The 25,368-nt window shown below is 35.7% G+C and carries 17 protein-coding genes; 8 read left to right on the top strand and 9 right to left on the bottom strand.

Annotated features, from left to right (window positions below; genetic code table 11):
• Position 1: 1 nt before the first annotated feature.
• From ELD05_RS01765 to ELD05_RS01735, 9 genes are all read right to left on the bottom strand, one after another.
• Positions 2–1,324 carry an aminotransferase class III-fold pyridoxal phosphate-dependent enzyme gene (locus ELD05_RS01765; RefSeq protein WP_127351127.1) on the bottom strand — a complete coding sequence of 441 codons (1,323 nt, stop codon included), beginning with the start codon at positions 1,322–1,324 and terminating at the stop codon, positions 2–4.
• A gap of 32 nt (positions 1,325–1,356) precedes the next feature.
• On the bottom strand, positions 1,357–2,580 hold the full coding sequence (locus ELD05_RS01760) for a YgeY family selenium metabolism-linked hydrolase (RefSeq protein ID WP_127351126.1): 1,224 nt from the start codon (positions 2,578–2,580) through the stop codon (positions 1,357–1,359).
• Between the two features lie 45 nt (positions 2,581–2,625).
• Complete coding sequence (gene hydA / locus ELD05_RS01755; RefSeq protein WP_307720914.1) at positions 2,626–4,029, bottom strand: dihydropyrimidinase; 1,404 nt, start codon at positions 4,027–4,029, stop codon at positions 2,626–2,628.
• Between the two features lie 25 nt (positions 4,030–4,054).
• Complete coding sequence (locus ELD05_RS01750; RefSeq protein WP_127351124.1) at positions 4,055–5,503, bottom strand: NCS1 family nucleobase:cation symporter-1; 1,449 nt, start codon at positions 5,501–5,503, stop codon at positions 4,055–4,057.
• Between the two features lie 136 nt (positions 5,504–5,639).
• Positions 5,640–6,887: a PucR family transcriptional regulator gene (locus ELD05_RS01745; RefSeq protein ID WP_127351123.1), complete on the bottom strand. Its 1,248-nt coding sequence runs from the start codon at positions 6,885–6,887 to the stop codon at positions 5,640–5,642.
• Between the two features lie 38 nt (positions 6,888–6,925).
• The gene (locus ELD05_RS01740) at positions 6,926–8,038 is read right to left on the bottom strand and encodes an iron-containing alcohol dehydrogenase family protein (protein WP_164742562.1); all 1,113 of its coding nucleotides are present in this window, start codon (positions 8,036–8,038) and stop codon (positions 6,926–6,928) included.
• A 414-nt stretch (positions 8,039–8,452) separates the two neighbouring features.
• Positions 8,453–8,605 (bottom strand): hypothetical protein, encoded by a 153-nt coding sequence (locus ELD05_RS13945; RefSeq protein ID WP_164742561.1) that lies wholly within the window; start codon positions 8,603–8,605, stop codon positions 8,453–8,455.
• 464 nt (positions 8,606–9,069) lie between these two features.
• Positions 9,070–9,213, bottom strand: coding sequence for a hypothetical protein (locus ELD05_RS13940; protein WP_164742560.1), 144 nt, complete (start codon positions 9,211–9,213; stop codon positions 9,070–9,072).
• Between the two features lie 324 nt (positions 9,214–9,537).
• Positions 9,538–11,859: a transglycosylase domain-containing protein gene (locus ELD05_RS01735; protein WP_241243562.1), complete on the bottom strand. Its 2,322-nt coding sequence runs from the start codon at positions 11,857–11,859 to the stop codon at positions 9,538–9,540.
• Between the two features lie 786 nt (positions 11,860–12,645).
• Here ELD05_RS01735 and ELD05_RS01725 point away from each other — a divergent pair.
• The 8 genes from ELD05_RS01725 (at position 12,646) to ELD05_RS01690 (ending at position 25,362) form a co-directional block, all read left to right on the top strand.
• Positions 12,646–15,318 carry a calcium-translocating P-type ATPase, SERCA-type gene (locus ELD05_RS01725; protein ID WP_333782521.1) on the top strand — a complete coding sequence of 891 codons (2,673 nt, stop codon included), beginning with the start codon at positions 12,646–12,648 and terminating at the stop codon, positions 15,316–15,318.
• Between the two features lie 116 nt (positions 15,319–15,434).
• A complete protein-coding gene (locus tag ELD05_RS01720) occupies positions 15,435–16,439 on the top strand; it encodes a sodium:calcium antiporter (RefSeq protein WP_127351121.1) in 1,005 nt (334 codons plus the stop codon).
• Positions 16,440–16,517: 78 nt separating this feature from the next.
• Entirely contained in the window at positions 16,518–16,976 is a 459-nt protein-coding gene (locus ELD05_RS01715; protein WP_127351120.1) for a nucleopolyhedrovirus P10 family protein, read from the top strand.
• A gap of 391 nt (positions 16,977–17,367) precedes the next feature.
• Entirely contained in the window at positions 17,368–18,321 is a 954-nt protein-coding gene (locus ELD05_RS01710) for an ABC transporter ATP-binding protein (RefSeq protein ID WP_127351119.1), read from the top strand.
• The gene (locus tag ELD05_RS01705) at positions 18,318–19,181 is read left to right on the top strand and encodes an ABC transporter permease (RefSeq protein WP_013402122.1); all 864 of its coding nucleotides are present in this window, start codon (positions 18,318–18,320) and stop codon (positions 19,179–19,181) included. Before ELD05_RS01710 ends, ELD05_RS01705 begins: the two co-directional genes overlap by 4 nt.
• A gap of 14 nt (positions 19,182–19,195) precedes the next feature.
• Positions 19,196–20,653, top strand: a complete 1,458-nt coding sequence (locus ELD05_RS01700) for a GldG family protein (RefSeq protein ID WP_127351118.1) — start codon at positions 19,196–19,198, stop codon at positions 20,651–20,653.
• Positions 20,650–22,095, top strand: coding sequence for a DUF4340 domain-containing protein (locus ELD05_RS01695; protein ID WP_127351117.1), 1,446 nt, complete (start codon positions 20,650–20,652; stop codon positions 22,093–22,095). Before ELD05_RS01700 ends, ELD05_RS01695 begins: the two co-directional genes overlap by 4 nt.
• A gap of 186 nt (positions 22,096–22,281) precedes the next feature.
• Positions 22,282–25,362 (top strand): glycoside hydrolase family 2 TIM barrel-domain containing protein, encoded by a 3,081-nt coding sequence (locus tag ELD05_RS01690; RefSeq protein WP_127351116.1) that lies wholly within the window; start codon positions 22,282–22,284, stop codon positions 25,360–25,362.
• Positions 25,363–25,368 lie beyond the last annotated feature (6 nt).

The following is a 25,368-nucleotide window of genomic DNA, read 5'->3' as shown; positions in this document are numbered from 1 at the left end:
TTCAAGAAATTAGCTTATCTACCATATGAAGCTTTTCATCAACCAATTTCATTCCTTCTTCTAGTTGTTGTTGGTTAATAATAAGCGGAGGAGCAAGAAATATATAATTCCATCTGATATAAAGGTAAAGTCCTTCATTCCACAATTCTTCCTTTATTCTATCCATTATAGCAGAAGATCCATTCCATGGACAAAGAGGTTCTTTTGTTTTCCTATCTTTTACCAATTCTATACATCCAAAAAGCCCAGCATTTCTTACATCTCCAACACAAATATGATTCATCTTTATCTTTTTTAGGTATTCGGTCAGAAGATTTCCCATTGCCCTTGCATTCTCTATAATCCCTTCTTCTTCATACGCCTCGATAGTAGCTAAGGCAGCTGCACAAGCCAATGGATGACCACTATAGGTAAGTCCACAGTAAAGCATTTTATCTTCAAAATACTCTGCTATCTTGCTTGAAACTGCAACAATACCCAGAGGAACATAGCCAGAATTACACCCTTTTGCCATGGTCATAATATCAGGTTCTATACCATACAAGTTTACACCAAACCACTCGCCAGTTCTCCCAAATCCAGTCATTACTTCATCTGCGATTAGTAATATTCCATATTCATCACAAATTTCTCTGATTCTTTTCATGTATTCAACAGGTGGTATGAAAATCCCGTTACTTCCTGTTATTGGTTCAATTATCATAGCTGCAATTGAATCTGGGTTTTCAAACTGGATTATCTCTCTCACATGCTCTGCACATTCGATATGGCATTGAGGATACTCTTTGTCAAAGGGGCATCGATAACAGTACGGATCTAATACCCTTATAATTCCATTTAAGGCTGGCTCAGCTGCAAATCTTCTTGGATCACCGCTCACCGAGATAGCACCAAAGGTGGCACCGTGATACGAACGATAACGTGCAATAATTTTTTGTTTCCCTGTGAAAAATCTAGCTATTTTTATAGCGTTTTCATTAGCATCTGCACCACTTGTAGTAAAAAAACACTTAGAAATATTTGAAGGAGTAATTTCCACTATCTTTTTTGCCAGCTTTGCTCGTGCTTCATTACCAAATGATGGTGCAATATAACATAGTTTTTCCGCTTGTTCTTTTATCGCTTTGATTACCTTAGGATGGTTAAATCCAATATTTAAATTGACTAATTGCGAAGCAAAATCCATATACCTATTTCCTTTGTCATCCCAAAAATATATTCCTTCACCTTTTACTATGTTAATTGGATTTACCTTTGATTGAACAGACCATGGAAACAGTACATAATCGCGTTCATTTACATGTTGTTGTTGCCTAATGTCCATTTTAAAAATATTTCACCCCTTGAGCTTATTTCTTATCCCGCAATGTTATATGCAATAGCGGCATTACCCGCTACAGACTTTATCAAATCATCTATCTTAACGCGGTCATATGGCGTATGCGCATACTTTTCTTCCATACAAGAATATCCAATAGTAGGAATACCAAGCACACCAGTAACATAACTTGCATCTGTCCCAAAATCCCATTTGCCAAAACCTGGATTTTGTCCTATCTGTTTCAATGCCTCAACTGCTTTTATTACAAATGGATGGTCTGGCTCAACATACCATGGCATCATATATTTTTCACATTCTTCAGAATATCCTTTATACGAAGTCTCAACAACCTTTCTTATCCTGACCTCTGCATTGAAATTTGGCACACTTTGTTTTAACATATCTAATATTTGTTGAATTTGGCTTAACACTTCTTCTTTTGTTTCGCCAGGAACAATTCGCCTATCTACACAAAGTGTACACCTATCCGGTATTATAGATAATCGTCCTGGACTGCAGCTAATTATAGTAGGCGCTATCGTGGATTGACCCAAAAATTCATGTTTCGGCAAATTTTTGGCTAATTTCTGAATTTCAGTTATTACAGGAACCATAAGAGTTATAGCATTTATACCCCGCCAAGGAGCGCTTCCATGACTTGTTCTACCCTTTGTTACTATTTCCAACTCTATCCTTCCCCGATGCCCCAAATATATGTCCATTGAAGTAGCCTCAGAAGAAACCATAAGATCAAATTTAATGCCTTTTTGGGCAAATGTTTTATCACATAAGTATCTCATACCAAACATCTCAGCCGGTTCTTCTTGAACCACTCCTGTGAATATAAAATCTCCCTTTAGTTTTATACCAAGCTTTTTCAGTACTCCACCTGCATAGATTTGAGCCGCTAAGCCACCCTTCACATCACTTGCTGCCCTACCATGAATGTAACCATCAGCTATTATGCCGCCATAAGGTGGATATTCCCAGTTTGACTCATCACCGGGGTCTACATGATCCATATGTGAGTTGAACATTATGTTAGGTCCATTGCCAGTACCTTTAATTATGCCAACCACATTCCCTATATCATCTATGAAAACTTCATCATAACCCAGTTTTTTCATCTCGTTCAAGCACAACTCTGCCACATCACCCTCACTACCACTAAGGCTGGGAGTTTGAATAAGTTTTTGCGCAAAAGCAATCACATCTTCTTTGAAATCATTACTACATCTGATAATCTCAGTCCAAATCATTTTTAACCAACCCCTTCCCATTATTTTTTGACAAATTATTTTTAATCACACCACCATCAGATTTTTTCTTTTCAAAAATTTACCATATCCTTTTTGTCCCACAAGCTTTCCATCTTTTATTACTACTTCACCTCTAACAATAGTTGCCACAGGCAAACCGGTTATCCTAAAACCTTCATAAGGTGTATAATCAACATTTTCGTGTAGCAACTCTTTAGTGACTCTCCTTTCAATACTTGGATCAAATATAACCAGATCAGCATCACTTCCTATTGCGATGGTCCCTTTTTGTGGATATAAGCCAAATATCTTAGCCGGGTTTGTGGAAATGATTTCTACAAATTGCTGAAGTGTAATGCGCTTTGTCATTACCCCATAGCTAAATAACAATGCAAGTCTTAGCTCAATCCCTGGAGCTCCATTTGGTATCTTATCAAAAGAATCTTTGCCAAGGTCTTTTTGCCCTTTCAAAAAAAATGGACAATGATCAGTTGAAACTACCTGAAGCTGCCCACATTTTAGCCCTTCCCATAAAGCCTGAAGATGTTCTGATGATCTCAAAGGCGGAGACATAACATACTTCGCGCCATTGAAGCCTTCTTCTTCATATCTTTCTTCACTTAGCAACAGATACTGTGGACATGTTTCGGCCATAATTGGTAATCCCCGATTTCTCGCATATGTGACCTCTTTTAACGCTTCCATACAGCTCAAATGCACAATATACAATGGTGCATTAGCAAACTGGGCAATCTTTACGGCCCGACTCACAGCTTCCCATTCTGCAATAGTTGGTCTACTCAGAGCATGAAATTTAGGATGAGTCTTACCTTCTCTTATGAACTTCTTTACTAAATAGTCAATTATATAAAAATTCTCCGCATGGACGCAAATTAACCCACCTTCTTCTTTTGCTAAAAGCAAAGCTTTTAAAAGTACATCATCATTCACTCGCAAACCTTCATATGTCATAAAAAGCTTAAAACTTGGATAACCTTCTTTAATGAGTTCTTTCATTTCATCAAGTATCTCATCATTCATATCTGTAATTGCAATATGAAATCCGTAATCTATAAAAGCTTTGCCTTGCGCTTTATTGTGCCAAATCTCCAATGCCTTTTTTAATGACTCCCCTTTTGACTGAAGAGCAAAGTCAATAATAGTTGTCGTTCCACCATATGCTGCAGCTACTGTTCCTGTTTCAAAATTGTCACTCGATACTGTTCCACCAAATGGCATGTCTAAGTGCGTATGCACATCTATAGCTCCCGGAAAAACATATTTATCAGTCGCGTCAATAACGTTTCCAGCACTATTAGAATCGATTTCTTTGGCTATTTCTATAATTTTTTCGTTTTTTATTCCTATATCAGCTTTATAAACATCTGTTGCAGTAACTATTATTCCGTTTTTTATAACCATATCATAAGCTTTCATATTTGCCCTCATCTCCTTTGTTCTAAAATCTCAAAATTTAATAAGTTTCACCTGCCTTAGCATAAGCATCCTCTTTGCTCATATTTATTTCTTCAATTTTCTTTTCTCCAACCATCAGAATGTAATATATAATACCAGATATAAAGAATCCTACAAACCATGCATAATCATATAAAGTCTTTAACTGTGGAATAACTCTTCCTATAATTCCCACTAATATTCCAATTACTAGTGCGATAATTGCTCTTGAATTATATCCATTAGAATAACTATATCTGCCATTTAGTCTAAAAAGTTCACTAACATCGATATTAGTATTTCTGATCAAGTAATAATCCACGATCAATATACCAGCTATAGGTCCTAAGAAAGCAGCATATCCGTTTAACCAACTAAAAATGTAGGTGCTATAGTCTGACAATAATTTCCATGGCATTATTATTATCCCAATAATTCCGGTAACAATAGCTCCTTTTTTGAAGTTCAAAATTTTGGGAAATAAGTTAGTAAAATCATAAGCCGGTGACACAACATTTGCTGCAATATTGGTAGTAAGAGTAACAATACTCACAACAAATGCACTAACAAGTGCCACAATAGGATTATTAAACTTTGATATCAATGTAACTGGATCCCAAATAGCTTGCCCATACACAACAGCGCTCGCTGAAGCAACAACCACACCTATAAATGAAAAGAATGTCATTGACAACGGTAACCCTATTGCCTGTCCCACAGCTTGAGATTTTTGATCTTTTGCAAACCGCGTAAAATCAGGAATGTTTAAGGAGAGTGTTGCCCAAAATCCTATTACACCAGTTAAAGATGGAATAAAGAACTTAAAAAACTCTCCAAATGTTTTAAACTTTGAAGGCTGGGAAAGTAAGTTGCCCAAGCCTTTTGCTGCAAAGATCGCCCATGCCAACAAAGCTAAAGAGGCTATAATCAATATTGGCGCAGAAAAACTTTCGAATCTTTTTACCATCTCCATTCCCTTTAATACAATCCACATATTCAAAATCCAAAACACGATGAAACTAATCCATATACCAAGTGAAAAGCCTTTCCATCCAGGTACTACCTCACTAATAAAAGCATTTAATGCTTCACCACCAATCCACGTTTGAATACCAAACCACCCGCACGCTACAATAGCGCGCATGATAGCTGGAATGTTTGCACCCTTTACCCCAAAAGCCAATCTTGCAAATACTGGAAAGTTAATTCCATACTTTGTTCCTGGATGACCATTCAAGATCATAGGAATAAGTACAATAACATTTCCCAAGAAGATGGTAAATATTGCTTGTTTCCAACTCATACCACCAGCAATTAATCCTGATGCTAACATAAAAGTCGGGATACATATGCTCATTCCAAGCCATAAAGCAACATAGTGATAAGTAGTCCATGTTCTTTGATTTTCAGTTGTAGGAGCTAAATCCTCATTGTAAAGTTCTCTATCATAATTCTGTTCCTTTAACATTTTTACAAACCTCCCTTTTAAAATACTAAAGGCGCCAACAAGAGGGTATATTATCCCTCTCTGCTGGCGCCTTTGCCAACTCTTGATTTTATTTTAGCCTTTCTTCTTCTTTTTGTCATCGTACAGAAAGTATTAATTATTCATATTCATTCTCCTTCATTCTGTATGAATCTAAAAACTTGTTTACCTCTAATGCTAGTTTTAAATTAAATCTATTTTCACTGTTTGAAATCTCAATACCCAAAATTTCTTCAATCTTTTTTAATCGATACATAAGAGTACTCCTGTGAATAAACATCTTTTTTGCTGAATGTACCATATTGCAATTTTCATCTAAAAAAACCTCCAATGTTTTTAAAAGTTCTGTTTGATTTTCTTCATCATACTTTTTTAATGGTCCTAACATTTGTTTGCAAAATTCTTCCAACTTTTCTTTGTGTCTCTCAAATTCATACAACAGGCAAAAGACTCCCATTTCTGAATAATAGGCAATTGAATTGCCTCTTTTTATACAATGTGCGAACTTCAGAGCCTTTTCAGCCTCTTTAAAACTTTTCTGCATTTGACTAATCTCAGAATAGCACTTGCCAACACCTATGCTCACGGTAAGTGGTTTTAACCTTTGACTTATTCTTTCTTTAATAGTGTTTAGAATAGGTCTCAGTGAAAATTCACTTTGGTTTTCTAAACATCTCACCATTAAGATGATAGAATCTTTTTTGAATATCCAAAGAAATTTTTTATTAAACTCTTCGAATGTATTAGTTACAATCTGCTGTAATTTATACTTTATTTCGGTAATTGTTTGCTCTTCTTTTATGTCATGTTTTTTTAAAAATTCTCCAAAGTTATCTATATCAACTATTACAATACAATGTCTTTGGTCCAGTTTATATCCGTAGTATTCAGCTTTAGAAAATAAAATTTCATTCTCGTTAGCATCAAAATCACCGAATAAAATATTCTCAAGCAGTTCGTTTTTATTTCTCTCTTCTATCCGCCTTTTTATAATATAGTCACAAATCTCTTTAGTAACCTCAACAAGTTTTACATCCCAAGGTAATTTAAAAAGAGGAAAGTCCAAACTTTCCGCACATTTAGCAACCTCGAAAGGAATATCGTCAATATACGGTCCTACATTTATAACTAATCCAGCCAAATTTTTTTCATTTATTTTTTGAATTAACTTAATCCATTTCTCGGCATCATTCCTTATGTAAAGTCCTGTTGTGAAGAGCAACTCCCCACCTTGAACATATTCAGCAACCTCAGGAACATCTGATATATGAATCCATGTCAAATTTCTATCAAGACCATTCTCACCAGCAACTAATCTCAAATCTTTCAAGGCAGGCAAAGAGAGAATCTCTTTGCATTTAATCATAATGTCTTCACCTTCTGATTAAACCTAAAATTAGGTTTTCATTTTAAAAATATCCTTTTGTAAATTTCATATATACCAGTCTCATTAATTGGTTTACTACTATTCAAAATATTTGGTGAACTAAATGCAATCGTAGTGTAATGTTTAAGTTCCTCGTCTGTAAACTTAAGGATAACAATTTTGTCTTTTATCAAATTATCTATTATATTCTCCAACTCTTCTATGCTTCTTAAACCCAACAGTCCCAATACATTCAATACCTTATCTTTTTCCGAATCAAGATAAAATCTAAGAAATTCTGAAATTAATATACCATTAGCTCTTCCATGGGGAATATCTTTATAATAGGTCAAAGGATAACCCATTGCATGGACAAAAGATGTGCCTGTATGAGCAATTACTATCCCTCCTAACAAAGAGGAAAAGAGTAGCATTTCTCTGGTTTGTATATCAATTGTACCTTTTTCTATATCCTTTAGTGACTTTCCTAAATACTTTAAGCCATTTTCTACAAATCCCTGGTATAAGATATTATACTTTTTTGAAAAATATCCCTCTACCAAATGTGAAAAAGCATCTAACATAGTATCAACTGTAACTTCATATGACAAACTTAAAGTATATCGTGGATCTAACAAAGCTACTACAGGGAAATTGTGTTGATTATAAAAATTCTTTTTTGTACCATCTTTATGAGAAGTTAAGATTGAATAAGGAGTAACTTCACTACCTGTGCCTGCTGTAGTTGGTATAGCTATGATAGGTAAAGGCATATTGCTTATCTTTTTTGAAAATAGTTCTTCAGCCTCGAATCCATTTGTCACCATCGCAGCTACTGCTTTAGCAGCATCAATTACAGACCCCCCACCTATCGCAATTATAAAATCTGCCTTTACCTTTTTTGCTTTTTCTGCTGCCATATCAACATTTTCAAAGTCTGGATTGCTCTTTACCCCATCAAAGACTTCATACTCTATTTTATTTTTTTCAAGCACAGCCTCGACATCTTGAAGCGAACCATTTAACCTTGAGCTTTTTCCAGTAATAATAAATGCCTTTTTACCTATTGAAAAAACCTCCGGATTTTGCATAATGCAATTTTGCCCAAAGATAATTTTTGTAGGAATGTAATAAAATGAATTTATATTCACTTTGGCTAACCTCCTTTTTGTTAAATATTGGTATATTAAAGTCATATTTCAATCCAACTTAGTTATACTTTTGCTATCAAAAAAGACAAAAATATCTCTCTTTCAAACTCTTCTTTTTGTTGAGCAATTTTTGATTAAATTTTTTAAGAGTATAATGTAAAATATCTAACACGAATTAATCAGGCTATACGAAGTCCAGCTGAATCAGATTTTAGTCGAACGAAGTGCACCGGATAACCGGCGTTATATCACCTGACCGAAATGAGGGCAAGGAGAAACACAACCGAGTGTTCCCCACCAGTGAAGTTGGTATCATTATCTCTTTCACCAGTATAAAATATTGTTCTTTTATTGCGAACTCAAACATACTTCTTTTATCCATCGAACTTAGAAAAACCATTGTTACTGTATTCATCAAGTAATATTGCTTTTTTCAATTTCATAATTTTTAATTTTATAATGACCACATAATTCCTTCAAAATTTCTTCACTCATTTTCTCCCCTCCTATATCCTCCGTAAGATATCTCTTAACACTCTTGATCATCTCTAAACTAGTATCAACCAAATACATAATACTGCTTGATGTTTATACATAACTTGGGATATAAAATTTATAGTTGGTGTTCCTTAAGAAACTTTAAAGTTTCTTTTTGTTTATCAATATCTATATAAAACAGAATCTGCACAAAATAAAATGTCTTTAATTGCTATACCACTTTGGTTAGGCGAGTATCCTGGCAACTGAATAATTTCCAATTCTGTTTCATCAAAAAATAATTTTCTTCCGTCATTTCTTAGTAACATAATCAACCGCGGAAGGTCTTGCCATTAAGAATTTATTTTTTTTATCTTTAATAGTACTTGCCTCTGAAAAGAAACACAATGGCCTAAATAAGACATTCTGTTAAACCAGCTTCTATTTCATGAGCTTATACTTTTGCACGTATTTTTTCTTTCAAATAAGAGTTCCCTCCACAATGGTCTGGATAAGAATGTATATTTATTAAGGCTTTTGGGTAAAAACTTACTTTACTCCAAGATTTTTAGTATTTTCCTGGCTGTATCATCATCTAATCCCCTATCTAAAAGAATAATCTTTTTACCATCTTTAATACTTCCAATATTTGTTGAGTTTAGTATACAATATACTTCATTTATCTGTTTTAAGTCCATTTAAAACACCTCATAATACATGACAATGCGACATTTTGGACTTATACCTCCTTCAATTCTTCTCCCCCTAAGCTACCCCTTTTTTGCTTGTTGCAATAGACTCTTTAGGATGATATAATAGTAATTGCCTATCTCAATGCCAAAAAAGTGAAAGAGAGGTATAAAAGCTATTATGTTTTAAAAAGCCATATGAAATTAAAAAAGGCAAAGGTACCTCTTCTCCGAGGCACCTTTGCCATCGGTTTGTTTATTTTTTTATATCTTGTATTATAAAGGTGTCTATTTTAATGTCAATAGCGAACATATATTTGTTATTACTTTATATCAATTACCGTATACCTCTTCTTCTACGCTTAAGACACCTTGTGATGAGGTGCCTGTAGATGTCTCATTTTGGTGTACATTTGCCTGTGTTGAACTGTCATCTTCTGAAATTTGTTCATCTGAAGATTGAACGGGTGGTTTTTCATCTATTTTTTCCTGTTGCGTACCAACAGCCTGGGTACCACCAGTGTCTTTCTGCTCTTCCATCACCGTAGGTTCAGTATTTTGTGAGGGAGATTGTGTATTGACAGTTAGATTTTGAGGGTTATTCATTTCATTTACCTTCAGAATATTGTAAAATTTTGATTCCAATGTTGTTGTCTGAGGTTTGGTAACCAGTTGCGAATTCTCTGAAGACTTTATATTTTTGTAATTATAACTTTTATACACCACATATGGCTTTGTAAAGTTATGTTTTATTCCTCTCTCACTCACAATCTTATCCATAATTCCTTTAAAAATCTTTACTGCAGGATTTGTTCCATCAAGATAGTCCAAAGACCTTGGCTCATCTTCACCTACCCACACACCTAAAACATAATCGGGGGTATATCCTACAAACCACCTGTCTTTGTTATCGTCAGTTGTACCTGTTTTGCCTGCAACAGGATAATCAAAGCTCGTACCAATGGTTATCCCTGTTTTTACAACACTCTGAAGCATATCAGTCAAAAGCTGCGCATTCTTTTCTTCCATCACTCTTTTGCTCTCATAACTGTACTCATAAATAGTATTGCCGTATCTATCCTCTATTTTTGTGATAAAATGTGGTTTTTTATATACTCCTCCATTTGCAACTGCTGCAAATGCAGCCGTCAGTTCAATTGGTTTTACTCCATAGGTAAAACCACCAATTGCAATGGACAAGTTGTTTTTGTCTTCCTCGGTCAAAGTAGTAAATCCAAATTTTCGGAGATTTTCATAAACATTTTGAACACCCAACTTGTATGCAAGCTTTACCGCCGGCACATTAGCTGACCACACAAGAGCCTGTCTAAGTGTCATATAACCTTTGTAACTGCTATAGCCAGTTTTATTTGCATACCAGTTTTTAGGTGCATATCCACCAATGGAGAAAGGTGCATCTAATACAATGCTCCATGGGCTATAACCTCTTTCTAAAGCTAAGGCATAAACAGCAATAGGCTTTATTGCAGAGCCTGGCTGGCGTACAGACATGGTAGCTCTGTTAAAAACTCGGACTGCATTCATATTCCCTCTGCCACCCATTATACCTTTTACAGCCCCTGTTCTAAAATCAATCAACACAGCTGCTGCTTGGGGCTGGGGAATTCCATTTTTGTCATAAAACCTAACTGTAGGCATATACCTTGAATCTGAAAAAACTTGCTCCATCGCGCTTTGAATACTACTGTCCAATGTTGTGTAAATCTTAAGTCCTCCCCCATAGACCAAGTCCTCTGCCTCTTCTTTTGTAATTCCCCTTTGTCTTTGAAGTATTTCAATGGCCTCATCTATAACAGAATCCACAAAATAAGGATGTTTGTATGGAAGTAAATTTCTGCTGTTATTTTTTGCATACACAAGCTTTTGATTAATTGCTTGATAATATTGTTTTTCAGTAATATACCCTAATTCTAACATCTTTTTTAATACAAGTTCTTGCCTTTTCTTTGCATGTTCAGGGAACTTAAATGGATTGTAGTAAGAAGGATTTTTTGTTATCCCGGCAATCAGCGCACATTCAGCCAAAGATAATTTTGAGACATCTTTGCCAAAGTAAGTATATGCAGCAGCTTGAACACTATAGGCACCACTTCCAAGGTTTATTGTATTTAAATACTCTTCTAAAATCTGCTGTTTTGTAAGTCTCTTTTCCAGCTGAACTGCTAAATACTGCTCTTGTATCTTTCTTTTAAATGACTTTTCAAACATCAAAAGCTTATTTCTCACAAGCTGCTGGGTTATTGTGCTTGCACCCTCTGATAAGCTTCTTCTTTGAAGATTATGGATAAAGGCCCCAATAATTCTTTTTATGTCAATCCCATTGTGATACCAAAATCTTTCATCCTCAATTGCAATAAAAGCATTTATAAGGTCTGTGGGAATTTGATTATACGAAACTCTAATACCACTTTGCCCCCTGTTTAAAGTAGCTACCTCTTTTCCCATTTCATCAAATACTATGGTAGTACTATTTATTGTATCTTCTGCAATCTCATCCAAAGTTCCAGGGGGAATGGCCTTAATATAAGCTGCAATTGTTCCACCTACAGCTCCGATAGAAAATATCATTAGCGCTGCTAAGGTAAACGCCAAAGATTTAAAAAAAGTTTGTAGAGGCCTTTTTCGTCCCTTCACTTTGCCTTCCCCCTTTTCGTGGAAAGCCCAAAGTTGTTATCAATTTTTCTATTGAAAAATTTTAAGATGTATATCACAAAATTTCAATTTCTAATTTGAAATAATATGGACTTTATGGTTAAATTTACACAGAAAAAGCTTTTACTCAAATCTTCAAAACGACTTGAAAATTTATTTTTTTTAATGTAGAATTATGATATAAAAGAGTTGACAAATAATAAGAAAGGTTTTAGACCTTAATACTTTCTTAATTCGAAGGACGATGAATTTATGCACAGAGGTTGAAAACCCCTCGGTGGAATTCGCTCACTGTAAGGTTATCAAACCTTGCATAGTTAGGCGCCAAAACAATGGTGTGCATAAAGGAGTTAACTAACTAAAAAGAATTAGAAAGTATTCCCCAAAGCGTTAGCAGAGGGGAGAGAGGGTGTGGGGTTACACCCAGTTAGGCTGAATGTAGCCTAACAAAGAATAGTGTCTAATAAAATTTTTAACAAGATTTTTAATACATTAATCACTATTTATAACTTTGCTATTTCCTTTGTTTATGTTAAAAGGGAGTAGCACCACAAAAGCCTTATCCTCAACATTCGCGAGAAGGTTTTTTTACCTTCTCTGGGGATAAGGGCCCATCAAAAGACGTGGGCGTGCGAGACTTTTAACATGTGATGTTAAGTGTCACATGTTAAAAGTCTTTTTTATTTGCCCATAAAAACTTTTGGCAATACTCATAATATACTGTTGCAAAACTTTCAAAAAAACTGTCTGAGGAGGTGTTTTGGAACTTTGATCCAACAAAGTTTTAATTTTCATTCAAAGAGCATTGAGGAAGTGATTGAAAATCTAAAAACAAGTCCAAATGGTCTTGCTTTTGACGAAGCTGAGCAAAGACTAAAACTATATGGAAAAAACATTATTGAAGAAGGAAAGAAAAAGTCAATATTTTCCCTTTTTGTGGAACAGTTTAAAAATGTAATGGTACTTGTATTAATTGCTGCAGCCATAATCTCAATCTTTCTTGGCGAGGCTGCGGATGCTGCAATAATTATTGCTGTTTTGATTATTAACGCTGTCTTTGGAGTTGCACAAGAGCTAAAAGCTGAAAAGGCCATAGAAGCACTTAAAAAACTCAATATGCCTTATGCAAAGGTTTATAGAAATGGTCATCTTATGCAAATCAAGACAGATGAGCTTGTAGTCGGAGATATAGTTGAAATTGAGGCAGGAGACATTGTTCCAGCAGATTTAAGACTTGTTGAGAGTTACAACCTAAAAATAGACGAGTCCGCTTTAACCGGCGAATCTATTCCTGTTGAAAAAGATGCAAATGCAATCTTAGACCAATCTTCGCCTATTGCAGAAAGAACCAATATGGCTTTTATGGGTACAGTTGTCACATACGGTCGGGCAAAAGGTGTAGTTGTTGCAACAGGTATGAAAACAGAGATAGGCAAAATTGCCAACTTTGTGAATATCCAATCTAACATAGAGACTAAAACACCCCTTCATGAAAAGTTAGAAGAAATCGGAAAGTATCTAACTGTGGGAATCTTAGCAATTGCATTTATTGTCTTTATCACAGGAGTTCTTTACAAAAGAGATGTATTTGAGATGTTTTTAACAGCAGTATCATTAGCTGTTGCTGCAATTCCCGAAGGTCTTCCTGCAATTGTTACCATTGTGCTTGCAATTGGTGTGCAAAAAATGGCAAGAAGAAATGCTATTATCAGAAGGCTTTCTTCAATAGAAACTCTGGGAAGAGTAGAGGTCATCTGCACAGATAAAACTGGTACTCTTACACAAAACAAGATGAATGTTGTAAAAATTTATTGCAACGATAATTTATCAGATAATCTCGACCTTGAAGACACAACCACAAAGATTTTATTCAGGATAATGGCTCTTTGCAACGATGTCAAAATGGAGTTAATAGACAAACAGCCAAAATTTATTGGAGACCCAACAGAAACTGCGCTTGTAAAATTTGCTTATGAAAAGGGACTCAACAAAAATGCTATTGAGAAAGTAATGAAGCGTGTATATGAAATACCATTTGACTCTACAAGAAAGATGATGACAACAGTTCATGAGGTTAAAAATGACCAAAACCTTGTGGTTTTTTCAAAAGGTGCTGTTGATGTGATAATTGACAAATGCAGATTTATAATGATAAAAGATGAGATACTTCCTCTTGATGAAAAAGCTATTAACAAAATTTTGCAGGCAAATAAAGAAATGTCTTCAAATGCCTTAAGAGTCTTAGCTTTTGCTTATAAAGAAATAGATGAAACTCAGCTTCAAAACAAAAACACAATTGAAGATAATCTAATTTTTGTCGGACTTGTTGGCATGATTGACCCACCTCGAAAAGAGGCGTATGATGCTGTCAAGGTTTGCTATGATGCTGGAATTTTGCCTGTTATGATAACAGGTGACCATAAAGACACAGCTTTAGCTATTGCAAAAGACTTGAAAATAATTGATACAAATAAAGCCGAAAACCTTCAAGTTTTGACAGGCACTGAAATTGAGAAGTTAGACCATGAGACTTTAAAAGAAAAAGTAAAAGAGGTACGAGTATATGCAAGAGTTTCTCCTGAGCACAAATTGAGAATAGTCAAAGCATGGAAAGACCATGGTAAAATAGTTGCAATGACAGGTGATGGTGTCAATGATGCCCCTGCTTTGAAAGCGGCTGACATTGGAGTTGGAATGGGAATTACAGGAACTGATGTTACAAAAAGTGTTTCTGATATTATTCTGGCTGATGACAACTTTGCAACAATTGTTGCAGCAGTTGAGGAAGGAAGAAAGATATATGATAACATCAGAAAAGCAATACAGTTTTTGCTGTCATCAAACATTGGTGAGGTTGTCACGCTGTTTTTGGCAACCCTTTTGAATTGGACAGTATTGTACCCTATACACATCCTTTGGGTAAACCTTGTGACTGACACTTTCCCAGCTTTGGCACTTGGCGTAGAAAAGGCAGAAAGTGATGTTATGAAAAGAAAACCTAAAAAGTCTTCTGAGAATATCTTTGCAGGTGGTCTTGGCTTTTCGATTCTCTATCAAGGCCTTTTAAAGGGCCTGATAACACTTTTGGTATTTTTTATTGGAAGCAAATTCTATGATACAAAGGTTGCTATAACTATGACATTTATGACATTAAGTCTTATACAGCTTACCCATGCCTACAATGTTCGTTCAAATATAAATTCATTGTTTAAAATGGGGGTGTTTTCTAATAAATATCTAAATCTTGCGTTTATTGCTTCATTTGCACTTCAAACCGTGGTTTTAGTAGTTCCTCAGTTGAGAGAAATATTTAGGCTTGCTGTTTTAAGTTTTACTCAATGGACAATTGTAATTCTGGCTTCAATTTCCATAATACCCATTGTAGAAGTAGTAAAATATATAACTCGCCACTTTTTTGTAGATGAACATAAAGGAAATTAGAAAAAACTTTTATAGGTTTTAAAAAGTTACTTTTGCTTGACATTTTTTGTATTAACGTAGTACTCTTTATTTATCCAAAAGAATAAAATCACTACAAAAGAAAGGGATGGCACAAAGTGGTAGTTGGATATGTTATAAAACTCATTGCTTCCTTAGTTGTAATCCTATTTGGATGTACCTTTTTCACCAATGCGGTTGAATGGTTTGGCAAAAGGATGAACTTAGGACAGGGGGCAGTTGGAAGTATCCTGGCAGCGGTTGGAACTGCTCTGCCCGAGACCATAATACCTATTATTGCAATTCTGTTTGCCAAAGGAGAAAGCTCACATGATGTTGGTATTGGGGCAATTGCCGGCGCCCCTTTTATGCTCGGTACTTTGGCCTTTTTCATAACTGGACTTGCTGTAATAGTCTACACTCTTTTTAGAAAAAGGACATTGAAGATGAATGTTGACTTGAGTGTATTTGAGCGTGACCTTACTTATTTTCTCATTGTATATGGAATTGCAGTTTTGACAACATTTATTCACAATCATAAAGTTATAAGAAGAATAATTGCAATTGGATTGTTTGTAGCTTATCTTATATATGCAAAAAAGACACTTGCAGATGAGAGTGATAATGATGAAGGACAAGAGTTAGAACAACTTTACTTTACAAGGTTTTTAAAACTTCCTAATAACCTTTTGTGGATATTGATACAGCTATTATTTTCCCTTTTCTTGATAATTTATGGCGCTCATTTATTTGTTGATTATGTCCAAAAGGTTGCGATGCTGATTGGTGTGCCTGCATTAATACTTTCAATAATCATTACACCTATAGCAACAGAGCTACCTGAGAAACTAAATTCTATTATCTGGATTGGAAAGAATAAAGACACTCTTGCCCTCGGAAATATCACAGGTGCAATGGTATTTCAATCCTCTGTTCCAGTTGTGTTTGGAATAATATTTACACCATGGAATTTAAAAGGTATAACAATGGTTTCAGCTATTTTGGCATTTATGTCTGCTCTTTTAAATCTTACATGGGTTAAGATTAAAAAATCTGTAAATCCAATTGCACTTTTGTTTGGTGGGGTTTTATACTTGATCTTCTTAGGATATATCTTTTTATAATCTTTTGAATAGATTTTTCCAACTAAATGAGTTATAATTATAGTCAAGTCGTATTTTAACTTTCGTGAGGAGATAAAAATGAGTGATAGAGAAATCTTAGAGCTTATCTTACAAAAGGTTGAAACCTTGGACCAAAAGATTGACAGGCTTGAGGCAAGGCTTGACAGACTTGAAACGAAAGTCGAAAGCCTTGAAAAGAGAGTGGAAAACCTTGAAAAGAGAGTTGATAGTCTCGAAAAGAGAGTTGAAAAATTAGAACTTCAAGTTGCAGAAAATACTCAAATCTTAAAAGCATTAGAACATTTAGCACAGGTAAACAAAGCTGAACATGACAACTTTACTCACCAGCTTGCAAGGATGGAAGGTTTGTTAAACTCTGTAATTTCAAATAACAGCAAAGAACATCAAGCTCTATTTAAACAAACTGAGGAGAATACTCAAAAAATTGTAAAACTCGAAAAGGATATGACAATTATTGAATCTGTATGTGGGAAGAATATGCAAGACATCGCATTTTTAAAGGGTGTGAAAATTTAGAAGATACATAAATCTTAAAGCAGTAAAGGCTCTCTGCAGAGAAGCGGAGAGTCTTTTTTGTTGAAACACTTATATTTGTTAACTCAGATATTCTGAACAAGCCAAATGATTCTCCACTGTGATTTGAATAGCTTTTACAAATGACCAGTCAATATGCACATCTCATCTTTGGAATCGTGGTAAATTGCTGTTTTCTCAATGCCCAAGTGTGCACCACAGCCTGTGATAAGCAAGAATCTTATTAAAGCTTGTATGTGATAGCTAAAAGAAGATATTCAAACGAAACTGAGCAAAAAATAATTTAACAAATTGTTCACACATTATGTTATAGTTTATACTATAATTAAAACTGTACAACCATATACATTGTCAATCTGAGGAGGGATAATTTTTGATAAAGGTCGAACACTTAACTAAAAAGTATGGCCAGCACTATGCAATTCACGACATCTCATTTGAAGTGCAAAAGGGGGAAATTGTTGGTTTTCTGGGTCCAAACGGTGCTGGAAAGTCTACCACCATGAATATCATAACAGGGTATTTATCACCCACAGAAGGAACAGCCTACGTTGACGGATTTGACATCTTAGAAGAGCCCGAAGAAGTGAAAAAAAGAATTGGATACCTTCCTGAAAACCCACCGCTTTATATGGACATGACTGTGCAAGAATACCTTGATTTTGTGAGCGACATTAAAAAGGTAGATAAAAAAGAGAAAAAAAGAAGCATAGACAAGATAATGGAAACTGTTGGCATTGCCCACGTGAGAAACAGGCTCATAAAAAATCTCTCTAAAGGCTACAAGCAAAGAGTTGGACTTGCCCAGGCTTTGATTGGAAACCCACCTGTTTTGATTCTGGACGAACCTACAATCGGACTTGACCCAAAGCAGATAATTGAGATTAGGTCTGTTATAAAGAATCTTCGAAGTGAACATACAATAATCTTGAGCTCACATATCCTGCCAGAGGTAAGCGCAGTGTGTGAAAGAGTTCTTATAATCAACAAAGGAAAGATAGTTGCAAGTGACACGCCTGAGAATCTGTCAAAAAGACTTACCCACGGAAGCAAACTACAATTGAGAGTATTAGGTCAAAGACAAAAGGTTTATGGAATACTTGAAAAGGTGCCAGGAGTAAAATACATAGAATTTATCGGTCCAAAAGAACCAAATACTGTTGAGGTCATTGTTGAATCAGAAAATGATATAGATATAAGGGCAGATATATTTTATGCGCTGAGCGAAGCAAAACTTCCTATTCTTATGATGAGAGCAGTTGACCTGACGCTTGAGGAGATATTCCTGCAGCTCACAACCGAGGAGAAGGAGGCTGAAGCTGTATGAGTGCAGTTTTGAAAAAAGAGCTAAAAATATATTTCTCAACACCAACAGGATATATATTCATGGGATTTTTCCTTTTGATTTCAGGATTTTTCTTTGCAGTGTCAAACCTTTTTCCAGCAAGCCCGAACTATACATCAGTGCTTGGTAACATAACGTTCATATTCTTAGTTGTTGTGCCAGTGCTTACAATGAGACTATTAAGTGAAGAAGCAAGAACAAAGACAGACCAGCTTCTTTTAACATCACCGCTGAAACTTACTGAAATTGTGCTTGGCAAGTATTTGGCTGCTGTTACTGTTTTTGTTATCACCATTGCCGTTACCATATTGTATCCCATAATACTTTCTTTTTACGGTGACATTCCCGTTGCAGAAACCTTGGGTGCATATATAGGATTTTTCCTTCTTGGCTGTTCATTTATCTCAATAGGTCTTTTTATATCATCACTGACAGACAACCAGTTCATTGCAGCTGTTGTGACATTTTCTGCTTTGCTTTTGACATGGGTTATAGATTGGCTGGAAAGTGCTCTTCCAACAGATAGAGTTGCAGGATTTGTATTTGTTCTAATCCTTGTAGGTCTGGTTTGCGCGTGGATTTACCTCACTATAAGAAATATAATCATTAGTGTATCAGCAGCAATTATAGGAGCAGGGTCATTTGTTGCAGTATACATCTTAAAACCAGAGTTTTACGACAATGCTATAGTTAGATTTTTCAAATGGTTTTCGCTTTTAAGTAGATATCAAAAATTCACAAACGGACTTCTGGATTTGTCATCAATAGTCTACTATCTATCTTTTATATTTGTTTTCATATTCCTCACAATAAGAGTACTTGAGAAAAGAAGATGGAGCTAAAAAAGGGGGAAGAAATGGTGAAGCTCGATTTAAAGAGTATAAAAAGCTCATTTAAGACAAGAAAGTTCAAATATGGCGGATACGCTGCTATGCTGACTGCATCTGTAATCGCTATCCTGATAGTTTTGAACCTTTTGGTTGGTCAAATTCCAGCAAAGCTTGACCTTACACACAACAGACTATACTCACTTTCAAAGCCCACAGTTGACCTTTTGAAAAATCTAAAAAAAGACGTTACAATTTATGCTCTTTTCCCGACCGGAAATGAAAACCCTGTAATATCTGAGTTTATCCAGAAATATGCTGAAAAATCCTCTCATGTAAAAATTAAATACATAGACCCTTATAAAAACCCAGGGTTTGTTAAAAAATATGACACAAGCGGTTCAGGAATTGATGAGGGATCACTCATTGTCGAAAGCGGTAGCAAGTTCAGAGTAATAAACAGATATGACATGGTTGATTATTCATACGATGAGCAGACAGGCGAATCAAACGTAACAGGTCTTACAATTGAACAAAAACTGACACCTGCGATACTTTATGTTACTTCTGAAAAAACACCTATTGTATATGAACTAAAAGGTCATGGAGAAGAGACATTTGTTGGACTTGGAATCTCAAGTGAGATTGAAGCTGCAAATTTTGAGATAAAGGATTTAAATCTTCTTACTGAAAAAAGTGTTCCACAGGATGCATCAGCTGTTGTAGTAATTTCACCAAAGACTGATATATCTGACATAGAGCTAAAGAAATTAAAAGACTATATAAATGGTGGCGGAAGAGTTCTATTTTTGATGGACCTTCTCAAAGATGAGCTTAAAAACTTCAACAGCCTTTTTGAAAGCTTAGGTGTAAGGCTTGAACATGGTGTTGTTATGGAAGGGGATAACAACTACAATGCAGGCAATCCTGTATGGATTTTACCAAAGCTTGAATCACATGATATTGTAAACCCAATAGACTTAAACAATATGTATATGCTCTTGCCAAGCGCTCAGGCAATTGTAGAGACAAAATTTAAGAAAAGAACAATAACTATTGAAAAACTTCTCACAACAACGTCAAATTCATGGCTCAGAAAAGATTTAAATTCAACCTCGCTATCTAAGGAAAAGGGCGATATAAGCGGTCCATTCACTTTGGCTGTTGCAATAACAGACAAAGCTGATGCTCTCAATACAAAGTTAAGGCCAAAAGATGCAAAGGTTGTGATAGTTGGCAATGCAACTTTTGCAAGTTTTCAGGTATCCAAGGGTGTGCCTGGAAACCTTAACTTTGTAGTAAACGCCCTTAATTGGCTTCAGGACAAAAAAGACAACCTGCAAATTCAACCAAAAGACCTTACAACCTTCAGGCTCAATATTAGTACAACACAGGCTATGGTCTGGGCAGCAATCACTGTTGTTGGAATACCAATTGTTATTCTGGTACTAGGATTAACTGTATGGCTGAGGAGGAGACATCTATGAGAAAGAAGAAAAACAGGCTTTTCACAATTGTATCAGTACTTTTGGTTTTGGTGCTTATAATTGGCGCGTACTTTTATGTAAGCTATGTGAACAAGAAAAAACAAGAGGCTGAAGAAAAAAAGTCCTCTTCAGCCTCTGTTACCATAACAAATTTTGATAGAAACAAGATTACAAAGATAGATATTAAGCACGATGGCATTCACCTTGTGCTCGAAAAGGTCAAAGACAAGTGGATTGTAAATGGAATCAACAACCCTCTTTATTTCGACCAGGACAAGATAGACGACATAGCCTTTTCATGCGCTCAAATGACAGCCGAAAAGGTTGCTGACACCAACCCCAAAGACCTTAAAAAATACGGTCTTGACAATCCAAAATCAATTGTTGAGGCAACACTCAGCGACGGTAAAAAAGTTACATTTTATCTTGGGTCAGAGACACCAATAACTTCCACTTATTATTTAATGAAAAAAGGTGACCCAAAAGTTTATGTTGTGTGGACAAACCATGCAGAAAATTTTACCATAAAACCTCAGAAGCTTCTGAGTGTTAAGATACCAGAGATTGATACTCAAAATATCACTTATGTAAAGCTTGTGAGAAAAGGACAGCCGACAATTGAAATAAAGAAAGTAGACGAAAAGAACAAAGAAGATAATGAATGGAAATACTATGTAAGGCTTTGGAACTTGGTTCAGCCATACAGCCAGCCAGTGGGAGTTGCAAGCGATAAGTTTTCAGAGTTCATTGAAAATGTTCCAAATTTCAGTCCTGAAGACATAGTTGGTGAAGATGTATACAATCCTAAGTACGGATTGCAGTCGCCAAGGATAGAGCTCATTGTAAAGGATAACAAAAACACTTTGCATCTTTTTGTCGGCAACAATGCAGATGACTCAACTGTTTACTGCAGAATGGCTGACTCGAAAGTTGTATTTACAATGTCAACTTACAAAACAGATTTCATGAATACCATAAAGCCTTTTGACCTCATAGAAAAGTTTGCTTATATTGTAAACATCGATTATGTTGACAAGATTGAAATCTTCACAAAAGAGAAGAAACACACCCTTATACTTGACAAAAAGCTAATCAAAAAAGCAAGAAGCGAAGAAGAAGCTGATGAGTACAAATATAACTTCCAGGCAGACGGTCGAAAGATTGACGAAGATACATTCAAAAAATTCTATCAGGAAATCATTGGCCTTCTAATTGACGGTGAAAACGACAAAAAGCCAACAGGCACACCCGAGGTTACCATGAAGTTCTATCTTGTCAACAAAAAGGTTGATGTGATGGAGTACATCCCTTACAACGACGACTTTTACATGGTTGTTCGAAACGGAAAGTCTGATTTTGTGATTGCAAAAGAGCAGGTTCAAAAGGTGCTAAAAGATTTAGAGGACCTGGTTGCAGGCAAGTATAAACCACCAGAAAATTAAAAGTTCAAAAAATGGGAGCTGTCACAGAAATAAGTTGGCAGCTCCTTATTTTTTTCCTTTTGTTTGATCTTAATATCCTTATATTGTTTTTAGTTTTTTGATATTGTATGTCTACATTTTGATAAAGTAAAATGAATAATGTACACAAAAACCACAGTAATTTTAAAACATGTGAGGTGGATTTATATGCTTGACAAAAATTACTATCAAAATCCAAAAATTCAGCATATAAACAGAGAAGAGTCAAGAGGTTCTTTTATACCTTTTGACAATCATCAAAAAGCTTTAGAAAATGAATGGGAGCTTTCAAATCTTTTTAGGCTACTGAATGGAAAGTGGTATTTTAAACTTTTTGATATGCCTTGCATGGTGACAGAGGATATTATCTTGGCAGATCCAAAAACCTGCGATTTTGACCAGATTATTGTCCCAAGTAACTTTCAGATGTTTGGCTATGACATACCAATTTATACAAATACCAGATATCCCATCCCTGTCGACCCACCGTTTGTACCAGATATAAACCCAACAGGTGTCTACAAAAGGGAGTTTTATATTTCTCAACAAGACTTAGACAAAGAAATATTTGTTGTATTTGAAGGGGTAGACTCAGCATTTTATGTATATATTAACGGTAAGTTTGCTGGTTTTTCAAAGGTCTCTCACATGATGCATGAGTTTGACATAACAAGATTTGTCCAAGAAGGAAGAAATACTATCACAGTTGTTGTTTTAAAATATTCAGATGGAACTTACTTAGAAGACCAGGACAAATGGCGAATGAGTGGAATATTCAGAGATGTGTATCTTCTTCTGCGACCAAAGGTGTTTGTAAGAGATGTGTATTTAAAACCAATTTTGAGTGATGACCTCAAAGAAGGACACTTGACTGCTGAGATTGAAATTGAAAACAGAAGCAATGACCAAAAAGAATTCAGTATAGAGGTACAAGTTTTCTTTGATAAAACTTTAATCAAAAGCTCAAACAAAGTATCAAGACTTTCTGCAAATGGCCAAGCTTCTGTAGCTTTTGAATTTCAAATTGAAAGTCCAAGGTTGTGGAGTGCAGAGCTACCCAACCTTTATACATTAATTGTAGCATTGAAAGATAGCTCCGGCGGCATGTTGGAAATTATTCCTCAAAACTTTGGATTTAGGAAAATCGAAATAAAAGATGGCGTGTTTTACCTAAATAATGTTCCAATTAAACTCAAAGGTGTCAACAGGCATGACATGCACCCGAGAGTTGGATTTGCAGTGACAAGAAAGATTATGCAAGAAGACATAACCTTGATGAAACAGCACAATATAAACTGTGTAAGAACCTCACACTATCCCAACCATCCTTATTTTTTAGAGCTGTGTGACAGACTTGGCATTTATGTGATTGATGAGGCTGACCTGGAAACCCACGGATTTGGAGCAGCTGGTGACTGGGGACTTCTGGCAAAAGACCCTGCTTGGGAAGATGCGTTTGTCGAAAGGGCAAAGATGATGGTAAAGAGGGACAAAAACCATCCATCAATCATCATGTGGTCGCTTGGAAATGAATCTGGCTACGGCCCAAATCATGATAAAATGGCACAGTGGATAAGGTCATATGATAATAGCCGTCCTATTCATTATGAAAGTGCCCGTGATGCTGAAGTTGTGGATATAGTAAGTGTAATGTACCCTCCAGTAGAAAAACTTGAAGAAGAGGGCAAGAAGCAAGAAAAAAGGCCATTTTTCATGTGTGAGTATGCACATGCAATGGGAAATGGTCCTGGAAACCTCAAAGAGTACTGGGACGTGATATACAAATACCCAAGGCTTTTAGGTGGATGTGTGTGGGAGTGGGCAGACCACGGAATTTTGACAAAGACACCTGATGGGAAAGAGTACTATGCCTACGGCGGGGATTTTGGAGATGAGCCAAACGATGGTAACTTCTGTATAGACGGACTCCTTTCCCCTGACAGAACTCCATCTCCCGGGATGATTGAGCTCAAGAAAGTTTACGAACCAGTTGTTATTGAGCTTTTAGATAAAGAAAGCGGAATTTTCAAGATCACAAATAGGTATGATTTTATATCTTTGAATCACATTGAAGTTGAATGGGAACTTCTGTTAGGTGGCAGGGTTGTAAAAGAGGGCTTTGTTGATGTGAACGATGTACTGCCTCACTCTTCAAAAGAGGTCAAAATTGACGAAGTCAAAGAGATTTTGGAAGGCTGCAGCGGAGAAATTTTTATTACCTTTACAGCAAAGCTCAAAAATTCCACAGACTGGGCAAAGAGGGGTTTTGTTATAACAAGGTCACAGATTGCACTTAAAGAAGACACCCCTCAAGATGCTGTGCAAAAAATTGAGAAAGCAAATGTCATTTTGTCAAAGCAAAACAGGTTTGAAGTAGTAGGTTTTCCTGACAAAGTGGTAGTTTTTGCAGGCAGCATATTAGCAGAGTTTTGCAGATGGACAGGTGATTTAAAAAGCCTGAAGCACAACGGTCTTGATTTTATAAAATCCTCGCCAAGGTTCAATCTTTGGAGGGCTCCAACAGATAATGATGTGCATATCAAAAACGAATGGATAAAAGCTGGATTTGACAAGCTTCAAAGAAGAATTGTAAATGTCAGCTTTGAAGAGCACAGCGAGTACTTCAAAGTACAAACAACTTCGGTATATGGCGCATATTCAGTAAAACCTGTATTTGAAGTGACTATAAGCTACAAGGTTTTTAAATCAGGAATTATAGAAACAAATGTATATGCGCGGGCTCTAAGAGAACTTCCGCCACTTCCAAAGATAGGACTGCAGTTTATGATGCCAAAAGAGTTTGAATATGTCAAATATTACGGAAGGGGACCTCACGAAAACTATCCTGATATAAAACAAAGCGCTATTGTGGGAGTATATGACATGGCTATAAAAGATATGTATGTTCCATATATAATGCCCCAGGAATATGGAAACAGGTGCAACGTTAGATGGGCTTTTGTATACAATATATACGGAATAGGACTTTGTATTAAAGGCATTCCTACATTTAACTTCAGTGCAAGAGAATATACTGATGATGTGCTCACAAAAGCAAAACACACATACGAGCTGACAAAAGCAGATGGAATTGTTGTGAATGTGGACTACAAAATTGGTGGTATCGGGAGCCAGAGCTGTGGCCCCGGCCCGCTTGAAAAGTACTTAATCAAAGATGAGAAATTTGAATTTTGCTTTTATATGATACCGGTTGATAGCAATAGTTTGGATGTTGAAAAGCTATGGTAAGAATAC

It is taken from the genome of Caldicellulosiruptor changbaiensis (assembly GCF_003999255.1).
Taxonomy (GTDB): domain Bacteria; phylum Bacillota; class Thermoanaerobacteria; order Caldicellulosiruptorales; family Caldicellulosiruptoraceae; genus Caldicellulosiruptor; species Caldicellulosiruptor changbaiensis.
This window is presented reverse-complemented; position numbering and strand designations above follow the sequence as displayed.